Raw genomic sequence first — 19285 nt, forward strand, 5'->3', positions numbered from 1 at the left:
CATGCACTATGAATGGTATCGCCAACTGTACCGAAATTGAGGCATGTGGCAGTTCAACGTGTTTTGAATGGTATGAAGCTTACAAGTGTGAATCTCCGGTCTGCCCATCAATAAACCCTCCGTGTTTGCCGCCATGTCCAGGACCAGCAATAACATTGAACGCCACGAATGATAGAAATATAACCGTTGGCGAATGTTTTCCACCACTTAAGGCCTGTATTCTCTGCGGTTATCAATGAACGTCATAATAAATAAAATGGTGAGAATGTTGCTATTAGCTTTACTCGCCTTCCGGATGCCGGCATACAGTCAGGAGTTTGTCGAGAAACAGCGGTTTAAAGGAATTCCGTCACAAGATAAATATGGCGTACTGCATAGTGCAGATTATCGGTTCACGAAGCCGAGATGAGATTTTGGTGTTTTCACAAACAACAAAGAATCACTACCCTCAAATATCCCATTTACGCTCAGGAACGCATGTTGTCTGCGTATCTCGTCATGACGTACCCAGTGGTAAGTGTACTGGCTTCTGGTTCCTGCCTGACGGTATAATACCCCAGGATAATGATGGAAACATACTGTATTGTACTGACTTTGAAGGGAAAGAGCAAAAGATTGTAACGATTAGTCTGGAGTAAGTAGTCAGCTCCAGGGCGATGTGGATATTGGGCTAACTCCAGATATTTCGTAGGCGGACTCGTGATTGTCAGTTGATTGAAAGGCTCATGAGCTGTAAAGCTGATTTGTAAGGCTTACGCTTGCTCAGCGAGCATCTGCCTGAAGGCCTGATTCTCTAACCGTAGCCGGTGGGTCTCAGGGTCGGCTTTGCGCATAGTGCCGGACAATCCTGCTTCTCCCAATACCTGGAGCTTGTTCTTCCAGTTGTGGACCTGACTTGCCGTTTTATCTGGTTTACGGGATGTGCCTTCGCGCTCTGCTTCTTCCGGGACCGCACGTTTGGTTTCCATGTTCCAGCTCTGGTATGTTCACATCAACGTCTCTTGTGAAGATTGTTTGTACAATCAGGGGTCCTTCTACAGTCATTTGGGGGATAGAAAGGGACAGGTTGTAAACTATTGTGTACGCATCGGAGGACTGAGGACGGAGATTCAGTCTATGGTGACAGTACATCAGGTCCTGATTCAGGCGACCATGAGATACAATGATTTGGAATAATGCTATTTTTTTTTTTACATTAGAAAATAAATACTGATTTGTACACATTAATTGGGAGGGGGCTATGAATGCCTTTACGAAACTCACATTCCTGTTTGTTGCAGGCTTTTGTTACAATCTTGGTTCGGTTATGGCGGCTACTGCTGAGTACACACTTGTCCGGATGAAACCCGGCCAAGGGAATAGACAGTATGTGACGGCTGGAGACAAGCAAACAGCTTATTGCCCTACGGGGGGAAATGAATGCTACGTTATCGTATCAGTTGATGGCCCGGATGGTCCGTGCGACGAGGTTCTGCCGGGCGGTTTGATTCTAACGGGTAAGGTGTCGGGTGTTACCGGGTATCACGTCAATGGTGTGGACTCTCAGGCGATTCCGAAATCAGGTTTCACGTTTGCTCCGGGTGAATACGCGGTACGGATTACGGCATGCTCGGCATATCCTTCGTATGTTAATATGCAGGTTAGCCTGGATGGCATCGTGGTTGAACCGGATGGTACATTTAGAGTGCTATTTCCCTATATTCCGTAGAGTTTCGAGCCGCTATAATGCTATCATCGTTAACGAAGGGGGCTGCGTTTTGTTAATCCGGTTTTTGTGGATAGTTCTGGTATGTTGCTGTACAGCATACATGGTGACAGCGCAGGGAGCAGATTCTGCATCGGGTTTGCAGTATTATACCACAACAACAGTATCAGACCGCATTGCCATACCACGTGTACTACGGCAGCGCGGCGGACTGGTTGTGCACGTGAATACAGAGTCATGCTCAGTGTGTATGCTAAACGTTCGGACAGTTCTGAATCTGGCCGGCGATAACAGTCTTCCAACGGTAGTGTACGCACGAACAAGCTCGTATACGCAGTACGAGGAAATCAAGTCACAATTCCCGGACGCAGAAGTTATTTATGATGAATTGGGAGCGTATGCACAGTTGCACCATGTCACCAACTATCCAGTGATTATGGTAGCAGATAAATACGGTAGTGTTCGCTACGTAGGCGTACCCGGCGGGACAAACACATTTGATATCCAGGCGTGCAGGACATCAATTGTGAGTCTTGCAACTGAAAAAGATCCATCAGAACCGTTTGTGCTTCCGGAGGTTACACCCATAGTGGATATATCACAGAGCGCCGGCAAGCGCCTATCCTCATATTCTGACATGAAGTATGCTTCTGATGCCGGTACTCTTGTAGTACTCAGCGATGAAGGCTATACTCTGTATGGGTATTCAGTTTTGACAGGAGCGAAACTGTTGTGGGAGAAACACCTTGATTCGGCAACCAACATTCCAACGCTTCACCGGCCAATGTTGGTTGCCGTATCAAATAATGCTGATAGTATTCTCATCGCAGATCAGGATCTTATGACCAGCATCTGTTACGGATATTGGTATACTCCGGCTACTGGGAATGCTACCGTCATTGGCCTGCCCGATGGTAGTATCACACGTACACTGCCAGGTATGGGATGGGATGATTCCACGAAAACATTGTGGGTAGCAAGAAGACCGGCCTACTGGCCGTCCGATCCCGACACAGCGCAAACCAGCATCTTATGTGTCGCCAATGATGGTACGCCAAGTTATCATGGTGGGTTTACAGATGGAGTATTGGCAAGCTACTGCCCCGGTTTTTATTGGGCCAGGGTTACCGAAACACCACACTACATGGTTGAACTGCAAAGTCTCTCGAAAACGATAAATGTTTATGACAGATCGTCGAAGAATTACACTACTGTGCACCTTGAGTACCCGCAGCGCCATTCGATTAATGCACTTGAAAGGATTAAGCACATAACACGAAACAGTTCAGTAGAAGCTGTCAAGGAAGCTGCAGATTCAATACAGCTTCTCTACCGTGTTATCGGTTCACGGAGCCGAGATGAGGTTTTGGTGTTTTCACGAACAACAAAGAATCACTACCCACAAATATCCCATTTACGCTCAGGAACGCATGTTGTCTGCGTATCCCGTCATGACGTACCCAGTGGTAAGTGTACTGGCTTCTGGTTCCTACCTGACGGAATTCGGCCCCAGGATTACGATGGAAACATACTGTATTGTACTGACTTTGAAGGGAAAGAACAAAAGATTGTAACGATTAGTCTGGAGTAAGTAGTCAGCTCCAGGGCGATGTGGATAATCTCACACACAGAGTCTGATGGTTTACTTCTTCTCTGTGGGGGGCTTTGGCCTCCAAGTTTGCTCATTATGGTTATCAACAGAATATTGAGACGTCTGATGCATTGGTGGCGGACCAGATTTGCACTATGGAGAGGGACCGGGGTCACACATCCCTCTTCGCCTCCCACTAAACATCAAAGCAAATGCTGTGGAATCCCTAATGACGTTTTATGTAGGCTGTGCAACGCAGCCGACCGGCCTGGTTGTATTGGTATGTGGTGAAGCACGGTGGGGAGCGGCGGTGGGGTTCAATTTGTGACCCCTTTATTTTCGTTGCACTCTCATCTGTGCCTGCATGCATTGAACGTATTTATTCACCCTAAAATCTTAATACTATGACGAAGCTCCAGTTTGTCGCATTGTCCGTGCTGATATCCATATCGGCCATGAGTCAGCCGGCTTCCTTTGAACCTCGCGGCATTGGAGGGGGTGGCTCCCTGTTTTTCCCTACAATCAATCCATACAACGACGACGAATTCTACGTAAGCTGCGACATGAGTGCAATGTTCCACAGCAGCGATTTCGGTAAAAGCTATGATCAGGTCGATTTCAGAAAATTGCAGACGGCAGCACTGTCTACCTACGAATTCACCAATAATCCCAACATTGCCTATTGCAATTACAACGATGGCAATGGGTATTTCCCGACAAAAACTACGGATGGCGGAAAAAGCTGGAACGTACTCACGGCGTATGGTGTTAACGAATACGACGACGTTTACAGACTAAAAGCAAACCCGCACAATGCCAATCAACTGCTGGTTGGTTCTTACAATCACATATTTTTCTCAGGCGATGGCGGAGCAAGCTTCAAACTCATAAAACAGGCTGACGATAACGGTGCAGGGCTGATACTCGGAGGCGTTTTCTGGGACGGCAGCAATATTTACATAGGCACTAACGACGGCATTATCGTATCCAACGATGGCGGAAACAGTTTTTCTGTCATGTCCGCAACCGGATTCCCGCCAGGCCACGTTTTATGGAGCTTTGCGGGAGCCAAAAAAGAAGATAGTTTACGTTTTGTCTGTATCACGGCGTCAAAAAACGATGTGTATAACGGTGTTATGCCATGGGATAATTACGAGTTCGCCAAAGCCGTCTGTGTGATGGATAATGCATCCGGCACCTGGTTGCCAAAATCTTCGGGAATCGACTTCAGTACCGACTTCATCATGTATGGGGCAATGGCACACAACGACATAAACACGATCTATCTGGGCGGAACCGACAATCTCACAGGCGGCCCCTTGGTAATGAAGTCTGAAGACGGAGGCACCAGTTGGAAGAAAATATTCAATACACGGGGAAACCAGAACATCATCACCGGATGGGAAGGTGACGACGGAGACAAAAAGTGGTGGTGGAGTGAAAGTTGTTTCGGGCTTACGGTCGCACCGTTCAACTCTTCGAAAGTGATGTTTGGGAATTTTAGCAACATTCAGTTGACATCAGACGGCGGAAACACCTGGCGTCAGGCCTACGTTGACCCGGCAGATGAGAATCCGGCCGGCCAACCCACACCGAAACACAAAGCCTATCACAGCATCGGGCTCGAACCCACTACATGCTGGCAGATATTCTGGCAAACCGATTCTGTCATGATGGGCTGCTACAGCGACATAGGCGGTATTAGAAGCACTGACGGCGGTGAAAGCTGGGGATTCCAGTATACCGGCTTCGCGGTTAATTCGGTGTACAGGATGGTGAAGGATGAAGCAGGCACCATATTCGCTGCCTGTTCGGATGTACATGACATGTACCAGAGCACCCGGTTATCTGATGCACTGCTGGACGCCCATGACAACGACGGTAAAATTGTCTATTCAACAGATAACGGGCAAAGCTGGGCAACGTTGCACCAGTTTAATCATCCGGTATTCTGGCTGGCTGTCGATCCGAACAACACAAACACCATGTACGCATCGGTCATCCATACGGGCTCAGCAGCATTGCCATCCGAGGGTGGAATTTACAAGACGGAAAACCTGAATGCCATGGGTGAAACAAGCTGGACGAGATTGCCCGAACCTCCGCGAACTGAAGGACATCCGGCCTGCATCGAAGTACTGGAAGACGGGAGAGTGCTCTGTACCTATTCCGGCAGAAGGGACGACCAGGGGGCGTTCACGCCTTCGTCGGGTGTTTTCCTCTATGATCCGGCAAGCAATACCTGGTCTGACCGCAGCAGTACCGACATGTATTACTGGACCAAGGACATCATCATTGACCCGAACGATGCCACGCAAAACACGTGGTACGTTTGCGTTTTCAGCGGATGGGGTGGGGCACCAAACGATCTGGGTGGACTCTACAAAACGACAGACAGAGGCTTGAACTGGACCAAGCTCACCGGAAGCAATTTCCACAGAGTAACTTCTCTGACATTCAATCCGATGAGGCCGAATGAAGCCTACCTTACTACTGAAACGCAAGGGCTTTGGATGTCTCAAACCATGGGCCAGGACATTCCGGACTGGAATCTTGTTGACAGTTATCCGTTCAGGCAACCGGAGAGGGTCTTCTTCAATCCATATAACGAGAAGGAATTGTGGGTAACCAGCTTTGGCAACGGCATCAAGGTCGGGTCTGTAGAAACGACATCTACAAGTGTGGCATGGATTCCCGACGTAAAGAATTTTAACATTATCCCTAATCCGGCAGAAAGCATGATTACCATTCGATATGAAAACAGTGATATCCGGGAAGGAATTACATTACGAATCGTCAATGCAGCAGGCATTCTCTGTAAAAACATTACCGTGACAACTGTTGAAACCAAAGCTGACGTTTCAGAATTAACGCCGGGCGTGTATTTCTGCGAATTGACCCAAGGGAACAAGGTGTTAGCCCGAGGGGAATTCATCAGGAAATAGTCAGAATTAAAGGAGTTTACTTTCCTTTATCCCGGTAATGACGTTCCGGATCCTGACGGGCATCGAATATGACCGTCTCGAGATAACCTCCAGGAGCAGGAGCCACAGGGGTTTAATATGGGGAAAGGGGCTGGGGGCAACGTCACATTTCCCTATCACTCTCCCACTATACCTGAAAGCAATTGCTGTGGAATTCCTAATGGATTTATCGTAGGCTGCGCAACGCAGCCAACCGGCCGTGCTGTATGTGGTAGGTGGTGAAGCAAGATGGTGGCGGCGGTGGGGGAGGGGCCCGAAGGGCGTAAACTGTCCGCTTGGAAATTTGCCGAGGTTAGGCAGTGCAGAACGGGTGCGCGGGATGAGGTATGGTGGACGGAGTGCGGGGTGGTGTGGTCCTACAAAAATGGACACATTAGTGTAGGTGTTTTTGATTACGAAAGTAGTTGTTTTCAAAGTCAACGGGGGTTGTATATCCAAGTGTTGAATGCAGTCGTCTGCGATTATAGATGTTCTCGATGTAGTGTGCTGCCTGACGCTTTAGGTGCTCGAGATCAACGAAGTTGATGTCGTTGAATTCTTCGGTCTTGAGCGTGGCAAAAAAGGATTCTACTGGTGCGTTGTCCCAGCAGTTTCCCTTGCGGCTCATGCTCTGCGTTGCTTTGCAGTAGTCAGTCAGAAACTGGCGGTAGCCAGCGGCAGCATACTGCGAACCGCGATCACTATGAATGAGCATGCCGGTGGCATAAGAACGGTTCTTCCAGGCCTTCCAGAGTGCCGTGATGGTGAGCTGTTGCGTGATCGTCTCTGACAGATGCCAGCCAATGATGCGACGCGAGAACAAATCCATCACCACCGCCAAGTACACATAGCCACCGTTGGTCGGCACATAGGTGATGTCGGCTGCCCAGACGGTGTTCGGTGCCGTGACGGTAAAGTTGCGCTTGAGCCGGTTTTCGGCCACCGGGTGCTGATGCTGCGAATCGGTGGTCTGCACGGATGCGCGCCTGGGCGTGCGCTTGACACGGATGCCGTCTTCCCGCATCAGCCGGCGTACTTTGTGGCGGCCAGCCACGAGATTGCGTCGGTGGAGTTCCTCGATCATCCGGCGGCTGCCGATTGTATGCCTGGGTTCTCATCAATCGTGCGTATGGCAAGCACTAGCTCACGCTCATCGGCACTGTGCCGAGGTTCGGGGCGCTTCAACCAGGCATAGTAGCCGCTGGCACTCACCTGCAGCACATGACACCGCAGGCGCACCGGCCAACAGTGCTGATGGTTTTGATAAACATGTATTTCAGTCCCTTCCCGGCGAAGCGGCAAAGATCGACATCGCTTTTTAAAATAGCCAGCTCCATTTCTGCACGCTCGGCGCGCCTGCGCAAGGCCCGTACTTCGGCGGCTAGCTCGTCAGGTGTCTTCTGTCCGGCAGCTGCTGCAGCTCCAAGCGTACGCTTCCAGTACGATAGTCGCTTGACGTCGATGCCAAGCTCACGGGCCACCGAGGCCAGCGTACGTCCCGCAGCTACCATCTCCAGGGCGCGACGTTTAAATGTTTCATCATAAAAATGTGGTGCGTGTTTCATTGCTCTTTCCTAAGGTTTTGGGAAAATTACACCTTTTCCGTAGTGTCCACTTTTTCAGGACCACTCCAGGGAAATCAGTAGGGGAGGGTTTTAACCCAGCCCGAGAGTTTTTAACCCACCCACACGAATCAACGAAAAAAAAGATGAAAATTGAACGGTCAGTAGTATGTATGGGCGACCCCGTGTGGTCGCCCAGTCCCGCATGGTCGCCCACATGAAGTATCAAGTAAAATTACCATAATAATTTGCGGGCTGTCTCTTTCAGGCGCACGGCCGTGGCCCCACGTTCTGACCATTAAAAATCTAACAAATCTTATGATTCTGCCTCCCCCTCCCCAAACGCGCTTGCGCGTTTGGGGAGGGGCCGGGGGGTGGGGGCGCTTGCGCGTTTGGGGAGGGGGCCGGGGGGTGGGGGCGCTTGCGCGTTTGGGGAGGGGGCCGGGGGGTGGGGGCGCTTGCGCGTTTGGGGGGGGCGGACGGCCATCCCCATATTTCGTATTTTGCCATCCATTACTGTGAGTGTTACGATGAAACTTCGTGAAATAGCACATGGCCGGTCAGGCGATAAGGGCGATGCAGCCAATTGTGGTGTGATAGCCTTTAAAGAGGAGTACTACCCCCACATTCGCGAACATGTTACCGCAGAACGTGTTAAGCAGCACTTCGAAGGCATCTGCCTGGGCCCTGTAGAGCGGTACGAGCTGCCAAATTTGTGGGCATTGAATTTTGTGCTCCATAATACCCTGGGTGGAGGTGGTACGGTTAGCCTGAAGCTGGATGCGCAGGGGAAAACACTTGCCACCTACATGCTTGAAATGGAGATACCGGACTTCGGATGAGACTGTGTTCCCGCCGGCTGCACTTTAGTTTGGTACTTTATTCCGTGCTGGTGGTGCTGTGTGCGGGGGGAATCGCATTGGCTCAGCCCCCTTCCCACACTTTACGATTTAACCCGGAGGATACGGTGCTGGTTAATCTGAAAGATTATATTCCGGACTTGCTCACTGATGTTCGGTATGCAACGGTAAATAATTTTACTAAACAGATCTTATACCCGAATGATACGCTACGCGCCCGACGTGTTGTGGCAGTCCGACTTGCACAGGTACAAAAGCAAGCCAGGAAGGATGGGTACCAAATCAAGGTGTTCGATGCCTACCGTCCGCTCAGCGTTCAAAAACTAATGTGGAGTATCGTGCCCGATGAACGCTATGTTGCCGATCCGGCAAAGGGGTCGCGCCATAACCGGGGCTGCGCTGTGGATTTAACATTGTGCGACTCTTCCGGCGCCGAATTGGATATGGGGTCGGCCTACGATGAGTTTACCGAGCGCTCATCGATAACCTTTTTAGAGCTGCCTGACGAAACCCTGGCCAACCGCCGACGTTTGGCATCGTACATGCATGCCAACGGTTTTAGCGTTCTGCCTACTGAATGGTGGCATTTTGATGTCAATGGGTGGGAACAATTTGCAATTCTGGACGAGTAGTTGTGGTTCAGATAGGCCGGTAAGCAGTGATAGAAGCGTTTATTGTGTCTGATGATGTTTGCTGTTGTATGGTTGCCTGTTATCGTTTAGTTTGGTGTTTGGTAATTGGTTCGGTGACGTGCCACAGAAAATAATGAACACATGATTTTCCACATTGTTGGATGCGCACTGGTATCGGTTCTGCTTCCTGCACTGGTGGCGGTTGCACAGTCAGCCAATGAACTGTTGTACTTCAGCAACCAAACAGGACCGTTTCAGCTATACCAAGGTAAACCCGATGGAAGCAATCCTAAGCTTCTTATCAGGGAGCCAGGCTACAACTACTGGTGGGTGTATGCACATCCGAATTATACAAAATTCATAACGTACAGATCTGATACTGCCACCGGTAAAAACCAAAATGACTATGAGAATGCAGAACTATGGCAGTACGATAGCAGCGGATCTGACCCGGTCCTCTTGATTGATAAAAAAACCCATCATTGGTCTGCCCACGGTGTTGCCAAGTATAGTCCGGATGGTCATAAACTTATCATGGCGGCCGTACCGGGAGGACAAGATTGGTGGTACGGGTTTGTAACGGATAGCGGCGGACATTACCCGAAACAGATCTCACGCTGGTGGATGATTGACCCTGCATGGTCACCCGATGGATCGAAAATTGTTTTCTGCGGTTTCCCCAATAACACGCCCACATTTGATTTAACAAAACTGGAACTCTTTGTAGCCGAATATGATCGGACTGCTGATACGATCCGAACACCAGTGCAAATCACCTCCGGGACCGGCAGAGTGCACGATCCGTGTTTTTCGCACAGGGGCGACAGGATAGCGTTTTCCGACGGGAACATGGCGTACTCCGATGCAGATATCAAGGTAGTAGATATCACCGGAGATAATCTGACAACCCTGGTTGATGATAATGGCGCAAATGGCGGAAGTATCTTCTGGTCATGCGATGACGCCGAGATTTGGTATCACAACGTCACCCTCTTTGTGAACGACTTCCAGATCCGAAACGTTAATCTTGCAACAAGAGCAATCACGCATGTATTGAAAAACGTAAACAATGCATTTATTTCGGCACACATGCTGTGCGGATCCGTTGCTTCGGCTCAGGTTCCGGGAAGTAAACTGAACTCCGAGGTGCAACCCAACCCATTTATGCAGCAAACTGAATTGCGGACAGATATTCCGCTATGGGATGCAACACTAACAGTTCATACGATGGTAGGGCAAACAGTACGGGAATTGCATCATTTGAACGGTGAAGGTGTGGTCTTCCAGCGCGGTGAACTCCCCGCTGGGATGTATGTTGGCCAACTCAGTCAGAATAACCAGATTATTGCAATCGTTAAACTTTTCATTATTAACTGAGATAGTGGAGGGTAGCCAAGTCCCTTACGGTCGTGGAGCAAGTGGGGAGCCCAGACCGCAGGTGGATTCCAATGCAATCATCACCGGACGCATCCAGTCTTTTACAATCTCATCGCCCCACTTTTTATCCCAGGTTTGTGTCACATCACTGCCATCCATCCGTGAGCTAACACTCCAAACCTGAATCTCCACACTGTCAGTAAAATGTCTGATCCGCCACGTTCGGGTTAGGGCCGTGTACCGGTAGGCAACCTCGGTGATCGAGTCGCGAACCATCAGGATCCCGCTTGCCGTGTCGGCTTCAATAATCTTGTAGCCGTTGTTTTCGAAAATGTTGATTGCTGAGCGCATGTACTCATTTTTCTCAACCGGACAACGCATGTACATGGGCCGCGGACGCTCCAGGTAGTTGTAACAGCCTGCGGAGAGTAATCCAAGAACAAGAACTAAAAAAACACTTACAAACCTCATAGTCAAAGATAGCGCATAGCTTTGTAGCTGCATAAAAAAACATACCGCATTATGGCATACCAGCAACCCCCATCCTCCGTCCCAAGCATCCACCAGCGATACATCGTAGGCAAGCGCGCCATTGCCGAAGCATTAGCCGGTGGCATTACCCTGGAGAAAATTTTCTTCGCCTACGGTGCTGCTGACCCCGAGCTTCACAAGCTTCGGGCCGCAGCCGAGCGCTCCGGCGTGGCAGTGGCTACCATGGATAAGCGAAAGTTTGCAGCACTCGAAAAAGAGCTTTCGCTTGAGCAGCATGCCGCACAAAACGTTGTTGCTCTCCGGGCACCGCGGACACTACTCGGGTTTGACGAGTTTGTGAAAGGGGCTTTGGCATTCGCTGCCAACACCCTGATTGTTGTTGCCGATGGGATTACAGACCCTCATAATCTGGGTGCTATTGCACGCAGTGCCGAATGTGCCGGTGCCTACGGTTTGATTATCCCAGACCAGTACAGTGCGCCGATTACACCCGCTGCGGTTAAATCATCGGCTGGTGCATTGGAGCTGCTGCCGGTATGCAAGGTGCCAAGGGTGAGCACAACGGTGCGTGCCCTGCGTACACAGGGGTGGACGGTTGTTGGCACAGCTACGCCTGCCCAAGCCCCCTACACACAGGCAGACTATCGCGGGCCTACGGCTCTGGTGATTGGCAACGAAGGCGAAGGGCTTCACCCGCGCGTGCTGGAAGAATGCTCGATTGTAGTGGAAATCCCAATGCACGGCAGAATCGCATCGCTGAACGCATCGGTGGCAGCAGCCGTGGTGCTGTTCGAGGCCGTTCGTCAGCGAACAGCGTAAGGCCGGTGAATCTTCTATTTTTGCGGTTTCGAAAGCTTGAATGAACATGACAGAACTCTCTCTTAACGATCAGGAACAACAACGCAGGCATAAACTCACTGAGCTGCGTGAACTGGGTATCAATCCGTATCCGGTGAATTTTCCAAAAACACACCAGAGCGCCGAGATATTAACAACATTTAGCGATGAGCATCCGGAACTCCTTGCCGACGTCTATGTTGCCGGCAGGATAGTTAGCTTTCGAAAAATGGGGAAGGCAAGCTTCTGCCATATTCAAGATCAGGAAGGCAAGATTCAGTTGTATCTGCGAAAGGACGATCTGCCCGACTGGTACGACCATCTGCGACTCCTTGATATAGGCGATATTGTAGGGGCAAGGGGCTATGTTTTCCGTACTAAGATGGGTGAAATCAGCATCCATGTACGCGAGTTTACCCTGCTAACCAAGAGCATAACGCTGATACCACTCACCAAGGAAGAAACTGACGATCAGGGGAATGTGCACCGGTATAGTGCCTTTGCCGACAAGGAGCAACGCTATCGGAAACGGTATCTTGATTTAATAGCCAATCCGGAGATTAAGGAAACGTTTGTTGTTCGCTCAAAGATCATCTCAACGATGCGACGATATTTTGACGAACGCGGGTGGCTTGAAGTAGAAACACCGGTTCTTCAGCCGCTGTATGGCGGCGCAACGGCACGTCCGTTTACTACCCACCACAATGCTCTGGATGTGGACCTGTACCTGCGTATTGCCGATGAGCTGTACCTAAAACGGCTTATCGTTGGCGGCTTTGAAGGCGTGTACGAGATCTCGAAAAACTTCCGTAACGAAGGGATGGATAAAACCCATAACCCCGAGTTTACCAGTATGGAAATCTATGTGGCGTATAAGGACTATTTGTGGATGATGGATCTCACCGAGGATCTCGTGCGTTCGATTGCTGCTACTGTTGGAGCAACAACGATACAGACTGCGGATGGATCAACCACTATCGACTTCTCCAAACCCTTTGTCCGTGCCTCAATGTTTAGCCTGTTAGAACAGTACACCGGTAAGCCATTGCGTGGGCTTTCGCGCGAGCAGCTTGTGCAGGCAGCGCGTGAGTTAAAGGTGGAGCATGACCCCCAGTGGAGTGCAATGAAGCTTCTTGATGAAATTTTCAGCGAGAAAGTAGAACCTCACCTTATCCAGCCAACCTTTGTTACCGATCATCCGGTTGAGATGAGTCCGCTTGCCAAGGCACACCGCTCCGAGGAGGGCCTGGTGGAACGCTTTGAACTCTACGTGAACGGTAAGGAACTTGCCAACAGCTTCTCGGAGCTTAACGATCCCATCGATCAGCGCGCACGGCTGGAAGAACAGGCACGTATCCGTGCGGCGGGTGATGACGAAGCCATGGTTGTTGATGAAGACTTCCTGCACGCCATCGATGCAGGTATGCCGCCTACGGCAGGTTTGGGAATTGGTATTGACCGCTTGGTGATGCTGCTAACGGGTAACGACAGTATTCGGGATGTTATTTTCTTCCCGCAAATGAAACCGGAGCGTAGTAATGCCGAAGCCTGATAAACTCTGGCTTCATGCCCTGCTGTTTGCAATAACCTTTATTAGCACCATGATGGCCGGCACTGCATGGGCTATGGCGGACTATTCGGATATCACACTGTGGGGTCATGGAATAACCTATGCGCTGCTCATCATGAGCTTCCTGTCGGCCCACGAGTTTGGGCACTATATCGCGGCCCGTATTCATGATGTGGATGCCACACTCCCTTATTTTATACCAATGCCATTCTTACAGATTATTCCGTTTGGGACGATGGGGGCAGTGATAAAAACCCGCTCAGTGATACCAAACAGGAAGGTAATGTTTGATATCGGCGTTGCCGGACCACTCGCCGGCTTTGCGGTGTGCCTGGTGATCCTGGGCATTGGCTACGGCACTGTTCCAGGATTCGAAAGTATTTATACGTATCATCCCGAATACCGTCTGCTCGAGGAAATTCCACGTAGCGGCATGTACTTTGGTGAGATGCCGCTATACACCCTGTTCCGTTGGTTTGGTTTGCAGGTTAACGGCTGGATTCCTCCAATGAACGAAGTATATCACTATCCTTTTTTATGTGTTGGTTGGTTTGGCCTCTTCGTTACGGCGTTAAATATGGCGCCGTTTGGGAGCTTGGACGGCGGACACGTTTTGTATGCTCTGGTTGGTGGACGTATGCAGCGCAGGATTTCAAGCATTCTGTGGTGGGTTATGTTTGCTGCCGGAGCTCTTTCGGTGCTTGGTCAGGTGAATACGGTGCTGATGGAACCAACACCCGTTGAATGGATACGGATGTTGCAGGACAGCATAGGGAAGCCGCTTCACATGATGGTTACAACCGCACCCTGGTTGTTTCAGGCTGGTGAAGGATGGTTGGTGTGGGCACTGTTTGTGCGTTTCCTGGTCCGGATTCATCATCCCGAGCTTCCGGACTCATCGCCGATTGGCCCGGTTCGAACAATGATAGGGTGGCTGGCTTTAGTGATTTTGGTGCTCTGCCTTCCCATTCGCTTTGTTTACTTTGTTACTTAAGGTATAGTCGCAGTGTTTTATTCGTACCGGCAATGCAGTTAACCTCGCAGCAGCATACCATTATCGCCACAGTGCTGCTTATTGCGGTGGCATACCTAACCCGTATCGGCGGAGTTGAGATCCAGCCGTGGGACGAAGGGTTGTATGCGGTACGGGCCAATGCAATCGCGCAGACAGGTCAGGTGGTAGATCAGTCAGAACATACGTTGGGCGGACTCTACTCTGCAATTCCTGCACCTCTTGTCTCGTGGCAGTCTGCTGCCGGGATTTCAATTTTCGGGAAGACGGCACTTGGCGTTCGATTCTTTACTGTGGCTGAATCCGCAGCAGCAATGCTGCTGGTGTACCTGATACTGATGATGGTTGCCGACACACGAATGGCGGTGTACGGAACCGTCTTCCTGGGTACGGCATTGCATTGGGTTGTGTATTCACGACAGGCAATGCAGGAAGTGCCGCTGGCTGCATTCTCGCTGCTCACGCTGTGGGGGGTGATGAGGATTTATGTTTTGCGGCAGCGCGGATGCGAAGTATGGCACAGGCAGATGCTGCTTGCTACTGTTGCTGCAGGAACGGGGCTTGGGTTTGCAATGCTGTCTAAACTTACCGTTGGAGTACTTCCTGTACTCTTCACCATCCCATTATTCGCATTACCCGAAACCAGAAAAACTGCAGTAATTGTCGTGCTGACGGGTCTGGGTATTGCATTGCCATGGTATGTATCAATGGCGCTTCAGCATGGGGCTCCGTTTCTGCAGGCACTGTCACTACACCAGGTTACTACCGCGGTAGAGGGTAACTCCAGGAGTTTGGGATTGCTGTATTACGTGAATCAACTCCTGGTTGCCCAGCCGTTTGTTCTTGTGGCGTTGCTGTTGCCGGTAAAGGAACTCCCCGGCATGGTTCGGCTGCTGTTTACCACGGGTAACCCGCAGCAGTCACGTCAGCGATTCAAGGCTGTAATTTATCTGTGGCTGGTGTGTACGTTTATCCCACTAACAGTTGCTGCTACCAAGAATCCGCACTACACGGTGATGATACTCCCGCCGGCAATACTTGCAGCAGTAGTCAATTTTGAACGAATAATCGGAAGGTGGCAACGCAGCATGACACTTGCAGTGTTTATGATACTGCTCATGATAGCCTGTTGGGCATATCTGCCGGGGATCCGACATATTGCCCGCTCTGCTCCGCTGGAGATGTTGCCCTGGCTGCTGTTTGCGGCAGCAGCGCTTATTGTTCCGCTGATACTTCCAGCCAGAATTACCACGCCACTTGCCGTCCGTATGTTTAAGCCGGTCATTATAATCCTGATTGCTGCCGGCGCGATATCATCAGCACAGGTGATTTGGAATGGACGTCCGGAAGACGTTACAGGCGGACGTGAGGTAGCCTTGCGGTTAACTGACTCGGGAATGCCAGCGTATGGTTACGTGTATCACCGGCATAACGATGCCGACTCGCTAAACCCACAAATAGCGTGGTATTTGCAGGTATATTCGGATGGCAAAGCCCCTTTACAGAATTACACACCGGTTGCGCTTCCAGAGACAGAAAGTTCGCTGGACGTTGTTGCTCAGCTGGCAGTAATGGGTAAACCTGTAATTGTTTACTATCACCCTTCGGTTTCGAAAGAGGTGCAAACCGAGGTTGTTGCCGGTCTGGCAGCATTGTACAATGTTGAGTGGACGAGCGAGGAGTACACCTATCTGGTGAAGAACTAAAGCTCAATACTATCCGGCATACAGGCGGGTGTAAACACCATTCATGGCCAGCAACTCGTTGTGAGTACCGGTTTCAACAATTGTACCGTTGTCAAAAACAAAAATCTTGTCGGCATGCACTACTGTACTTAGCCGGTGTGCAACAACAATGGCAGTACGGTTTGACAGTACGTTACCGATGGCTGCCTGCACTATCCGCTCGCTCTCGGTGTCGAGAGCAGATGTTGCTTCGTCGAACAACAGAATCTGGGGGTTGCGCACAACAGCTCTGGCAATAGCCAGGCGTTGCCTCTGTCCACCGGACAGACGCATCCCGCGATCTCCGATCACTGTGTTGTATCCATCCGGCAGCTGCGAGATAAAATCGTGAGCATGAGCAATTCGAGCAGCCTGCTCTACCTGCTCACTGGTAACATTCTCCATTCCCAGGGTAATGTTGGCAAACACTGTGTCGTTAAATAAAATTGTTTCCTGACTTACCATGCCAAACATCGAGCGGTACTCCGGCAGACTAAACGTGCGGATATCCTGACCATTAAAACTGATATTGCCTTGCTGCGGATCGTAAAACCGCAAGACAAGATCCAGCAGAGTACTCTTGCCACTACCGCTGGCACCAACGAAGGCAACGGTCTCGCCCCGTGGAATATTCAGGGTGATGTTGCGGAGTACATTGCCGCTTCCGTATGAAAAGCTTACATCGTTAATGGCGAGTTCCGTGGAAAACGTACCGGGCTTGCTGCTGCCGTCCGTAATGGTTGGTTGTTCGTCCAGCAGGCCGGCAACATTCTGCGCGGCCGCAATTCCGCGCTGCATACTGGCGATGGTGCTAACAATGGATGTTATCGGCTGCATTAAACCAAACAGCAGGAACAGGAAGGTGACAAGATTCGAAGCAACGATCTGTCCGCTTTCAAGAGCCATCCCGCCAGCAAAGAAAACACCGACAAGGGCAAGGATGCCAAAGGTATCGTTAACAACCGGGACAAGAGCGCTTACCCGTTCGTTGCGCAGAGCGGTGTGAACATAGTGAGCCGTTTGCGAGGAAAATCGCTTCAGCATGGTTGACTCAACGGCAAGTGCCTTGACCACCCGGATACCGTGAACGGTTTCCTGAAGTGTACTGGTATAGTTAGCCTGGGCATGCTGCATCCTTGCTCCATACCTGCGTAGGAGCTTCGTGCTTAGCCGTATTGCCAGGAAACTGCCAATGCTTATGAGTAAAGCAATTGCCGTTAGCATCGGGCTGATTGCAATTAACAGTGCTACGTAAATAACAACCGTTATACCCTCACGCCACAAGCCTGTAACCGAGTTTATGGCCGAATGGTTTAGCACGCCTACGTCATTGGTAAGTAGTGAAATAATGTTGCCGGTTTTGTTTCGACCGAAAAAGTCCATGCTCAGACTGGTAAGCCGTAAAAACATGGTGTCACGGATCGACTTCATGATCCCTTCTTCCATGCGTACACTGATAATCCGACTTAAATATTTAAGCAGTCCTCGAATGGCAAACAGAACAAAGATGAAGATGCTGAGGTTGCGGATCGAGATGTAGAATGTTTCGCCAATAATCAGCTTTTGTATAAATGCATCATACCACGATTTTAAGCTGCTGGTGTCGGTTCCTACCCGTGGCATCACCGATGCAGCATCTGCGTTAAACAGTGTCCGGAACACCGGCTCTACCGATGCCAGGATAGCAGCGTTGGCAGCCGCAAACAGCATGTTGGCAATAAAGCTGAACACGATGAGCGTAAAGAATGGCTGTACGAAAGGCAGGATACGCTGAATGAGTTCTTTAATACTGTGATTGTTCAACAGAGGGTTCTACGGTTTTTTAAACATCGGTGCAGTGCAAAGCTATCAATGTGTTTTGTCTATTGACTTACGATAGAAGTTGGCGTATGACGTAATGGCTGTTAGCATTGCCTGTGCCAGTTGCTGCTGACCCTTGGCGGAGCTAATATATTCGGCATCGGACGGGTTGCTCAGGAAGGCTGTTTCGAATAATACGTTGGGCATGGAAGCACCTACCAGTACGTAGAAACCGGCCTGGTTTACACCTCGGTTGTGCAAACCGGTTTTTGCCGATACGTTGCGCTGAAGAAGCGAGGCGAATTCTTCTGAAAAACGAACGAAGCTGTGCTGTGCCATTGTTGCAACTATTAACCGGTCTGCATCTAACTGTGAGTATTTCCCCGTGTTTTGTTCCAGCTGAATTGATGCGTTCTCACGTTCGGCAACACCGGCTGCATCGGCATTGCGGCCAGGACGCAGGATGTAGGTTTCGCATCCGTGTGCCGGGTTAGGTATCGTAGGCATACTGTTGCAGTGAATACTTACAAACAGCTTCCCCCTGGCTTCGTTGGCAATTTGTGTGCGTTTGTACAACTCAATAAATGTATCATCATCGCGCGTCATTACAACCTTGGTTTTTGGCAGCTCCTTTTGAATAAGGTCTCGGAGCTGTTTAGCAATGCTTAGGGTAACGTCTTTTTCATACACCCCGTTAACGCCCTTTGCTCCCACATCCTTGCCACCGTGGCCTGGATCAAGGACTACAACATCAAGTTCCCAGGCTGCGGTTTGCCTGGGAGGTGCTGTGGTTGTGCCTGCCACCGCATGTGTCTGTACCGATGTACCGGTGAACTGCACGATTACTCTGAAGGGGCCGCTTCGTTTTATGCTGACAGCCTCAAAACTTCCTACGTCGCACCGTGCCACCGCAAAGGTTCGTATCTGTGTTGTGGAAACTGTAACACCCTTACATCCGCTAAGCCGTGCTGTATCGGCAAACTGCATGTTTGGGAATCTGACGATAGCCTTGCCGGCAGTAACTTCGGGCCGGTGATACTCCCGGATAGTGTCGGTAGCCACAAAAACAATCTGCACAGTGTCGGCAAAAGCAGTGCACTGAATGGCGGTAATGCGCCCTTGCGACAGGAGAATGGCTGGCATACTCAGAACAAGCATTG

At 50.3% G+C, this 19285-nt stretch carries 16 protein-coding genes; 10 read left to right on the forward strand and 6 right to left on the reverse strand.

Going from position 1 to position 19285, the window contains the following annotated elements:
• Nucleotides 1-752: 752 nt before the first annotated feature.
• Nucleotides 753-968 (reverse strand): hypothetical protein, encoded by a 216-nt coding sequence (locus tag HRU79_08870; protein ID QOJ26750.1) that lies wholly within the window; start codon nucleotides 966-968, stop codon nucleotides 753-755.
• Between the two features lie 272 nt (nucleotides 969-1240).
• Here HRU79_08870 and HRU79_08875 point away from each other — a divergent pair, with 272 nt between their 5' ends.
• The 3 genes from HRU79_08875 (at nucleotide 1241) to HRU79_08885 (ending at nucleotide 6241) form a co-directional block, all read left to right on the forward strand.
• A complete protein-coding gene (locus HRU79_08875; protein QOJ26751.1) occupies nucleotides 1241-1708 on the forward strand; it encodes a hypothetical protein in 468 nt (155 codons plus the stop codon).
• A 100-nt stretch (nucleotides 1709-1808) separates the two neighbouring features.
• Nucleotides 1809-3296 carry a hypothetical protein gene (locus tag HRU79_08880; protein QOJ26752.1) on the forward strand — a complete coding sequence of 496 codons (1488 nt, stop codon included), beginning with the start codon at nucleotides 1809-1811 and terminating at the stop codon, nucleotides 3294-3296.
• Nucleotides 3297-3700: 404 nt separating this feature from the next.
• On the forward strand, nucleotides 3701-6241 hold the full coding sequence (locus HRU79_08885; GenBank protein QOJ26753.1) for a T9SS type A sorting domain-containing protein: 2541 nt from the start codon (nucleotides 3701-3703) through the stop codon (nucleotides 6239-6241).
• Nucleotides 6242-6653: 412 nt separating this feature from the next.
• On the opposite strand, the gene HRU79_08890 is transcribed toward HRU79_08885, so the two are convergent.
• Together HRU79_08890 and HRU79_08895 are read right to left on the reverse strand one after the other, a co-directional pair.
• Nucleotides 6654-7343: an IS3 family transposase gene (locus HRU79_08890; GenBank protein QOJ26754.1), complete on the reverse strand. Its 690-nt coding sequence runs from the start codon at nucleotides 7341-7343 to the stop codon at nucleotides 6654-6656.
• A gap of 124 nt (nucleotides 7344-7467) precedes the next feature.
• A complete protein-coding gene (locus tag HRU79_08895; protein QOJ26755.1) occupies nucleotides 7468-7824 on the reverse strand; it encodes a helix-turn-helix domain-containing protein in 357 nt (118 codons plus the stop codon).
• A 527-nt stretch (nucleotides 7825-8351) separates the two neighbouring features.
• Between HRU79_08895 and HRU79_08900 the strand changes: the two genes are divergently transcribed.
• From HRU79_08900 to HRU79_08910, 3 genes are all read left to right on the forward strand, one after another.
• Nucleotides 8352-8663, forward strand: coding sequence for a hypothetical protein (locus HRU79_08900; protein ID QOJ26756.1), 312 nt, complete (start codon nucleotides 8352-8354; stop codon nucleotides 8661-8663).
• Between the two features lie 125 nt (nucleotides 8664-8788).
• On the forward strand, nucleotides 8789-9313 hold the full coding sequence (locus tag HRU79_08905; GenBank protein ID QOJ26757.1) for a M15 family metallopeptidase: 525 nt from the start codon (nucleotides 8789-8791) through the stop codon (nucleotides 9311-9313).
• A 141-nt stretch (nucleotides 9314-9454) separates the two neighbouring features.
• Nucleotides 9455-10690 (forward strand): PD40 domain-containing protein, encoded by a 1236-nt coding sequence (locus HRU79_08910; GenBank protein QOJ26758.1) that lies wholly within the window; start codon nucleotides 9455-9457, stop codon nucleotides 10688-10690.
• Nucleotides 10691-10714: 24 nt separating this feature from the next.
• Here HRU79_08910 and HRU79_08915 read toward each other — a convergent pair whose 3' ends face one another.
• Nucleotides 10715-11161: a hypothetical protein gene (locus HRU79_08915; GenBank protein QOJ26759.1), complete on the reverse strand. Its 447-nt coding sequence runs from the start codon at nucleotides 11159-11161 to the stop codon at nucleotides 10715-10717.
• A gap of 51 nt (nucleotides 11162-11212) precedes the next feature.
• Here HRU79_08915 and rlmB point away from each other — a divergent pair, with 51 nt between their 5' ends.
• Genes rlmB through HRU79_08935 form a run of 4 tightly spaced genes read left to right on the forward strand, consistent with a single transcriptional unit; the run spans nucleotide 11213 to nucleotide 16307 of the window.
• Nucleotides 11213-12001: a 23S rRNA (guanosine(2251)-2'-O)-methyltransferase RlmB gene (rlmB, locus tag HRU79_08920; protein ID QOJ26760.1), complete on the forward strand. Its 789-nt coding sequence runs from the start codon at nucleotides 11213-11215 to the stop codon at nucleotides 11999-12001.
• Between the two features lie 40 nt (nucleotides 12002-12041).
• On the forward strand, nucleotides 12042-13571 hold the full coding sequence (gene lysS / locus HRU79_08925) for a lysine--tRNA ligase (protein ID QOJ26761.1): 1530 nt from the start codon (nucleotides 12042-12044) through the stop codon (nucleotides 13569-13571).
• The gene (locus HRU79_08930; protein QOJ26762.1) at nucleotides 13558-14583 is read left to right on the forward strand and encodes a site-2 protease family protein; all 1026 of its coding nucleotides are present in this window, start codon (nucleotides 13558-13560) and stop codon (nucleotides 14581-14583) included. Before lysS ends, HRU79_08930 begins: the two co-directional genes overlap by 14 nt.
• Before the next feature lie 32 nt (nucleotides 14584-14615).
• Nucleotides 14616-16307 (forward strand): glycosyltransferase family 39 protein, encoded by a 1692-nt coding sequence (locus HRU79_08935; GenBank protein ID QOJ26763.1) that lies wholly within the window; start codon nucleotides 14616-14618, stop codon nucleotides 16305-16307.
• A gap of 9 nt (nucleotides 16308-16316) precedes the next feature.
• Here HRU79_08935 and HRU79_08940 read toward each other — a convergent pair whose 3' ends face one another.
• A complete protein-coding gene (locus tag HRU79_08940) occupies nucleotides 16317-18128 on the reverse strand; it encodes an ABC transporter ATP-binding protein (GenBank protein ID QOJ26764.1) in 1812 nt (603 codons plus the stop codon).
• 45 nt (nucleotides 18129-18173) lie between these two features.
• Nucleotides 18174-19268 carry an N-acetylmuramoyl-L-alanine amidase gene (locus HRU79_08945; GenBank protein QOJ26765.1) on the reverse strand — a complete coding sequence of 365 codons (1095 nt, stop codon included), beginning with the start codon at nucleotides 19266-19268 and terminating at the stop codon, nucleotides 18174-18176.
• Nucleotides 19269-19285 lie beyond the last annotated feature (17 nt).

Source organism: Ignavibacteria bacterium (assembly GCA_015709655.1).
Taxonomy (GTDB): Bacteria; Bacteroidota; Ignavibacteria; order Kapaibacteriales; family Kapaibacteriaceae; genus OLB6.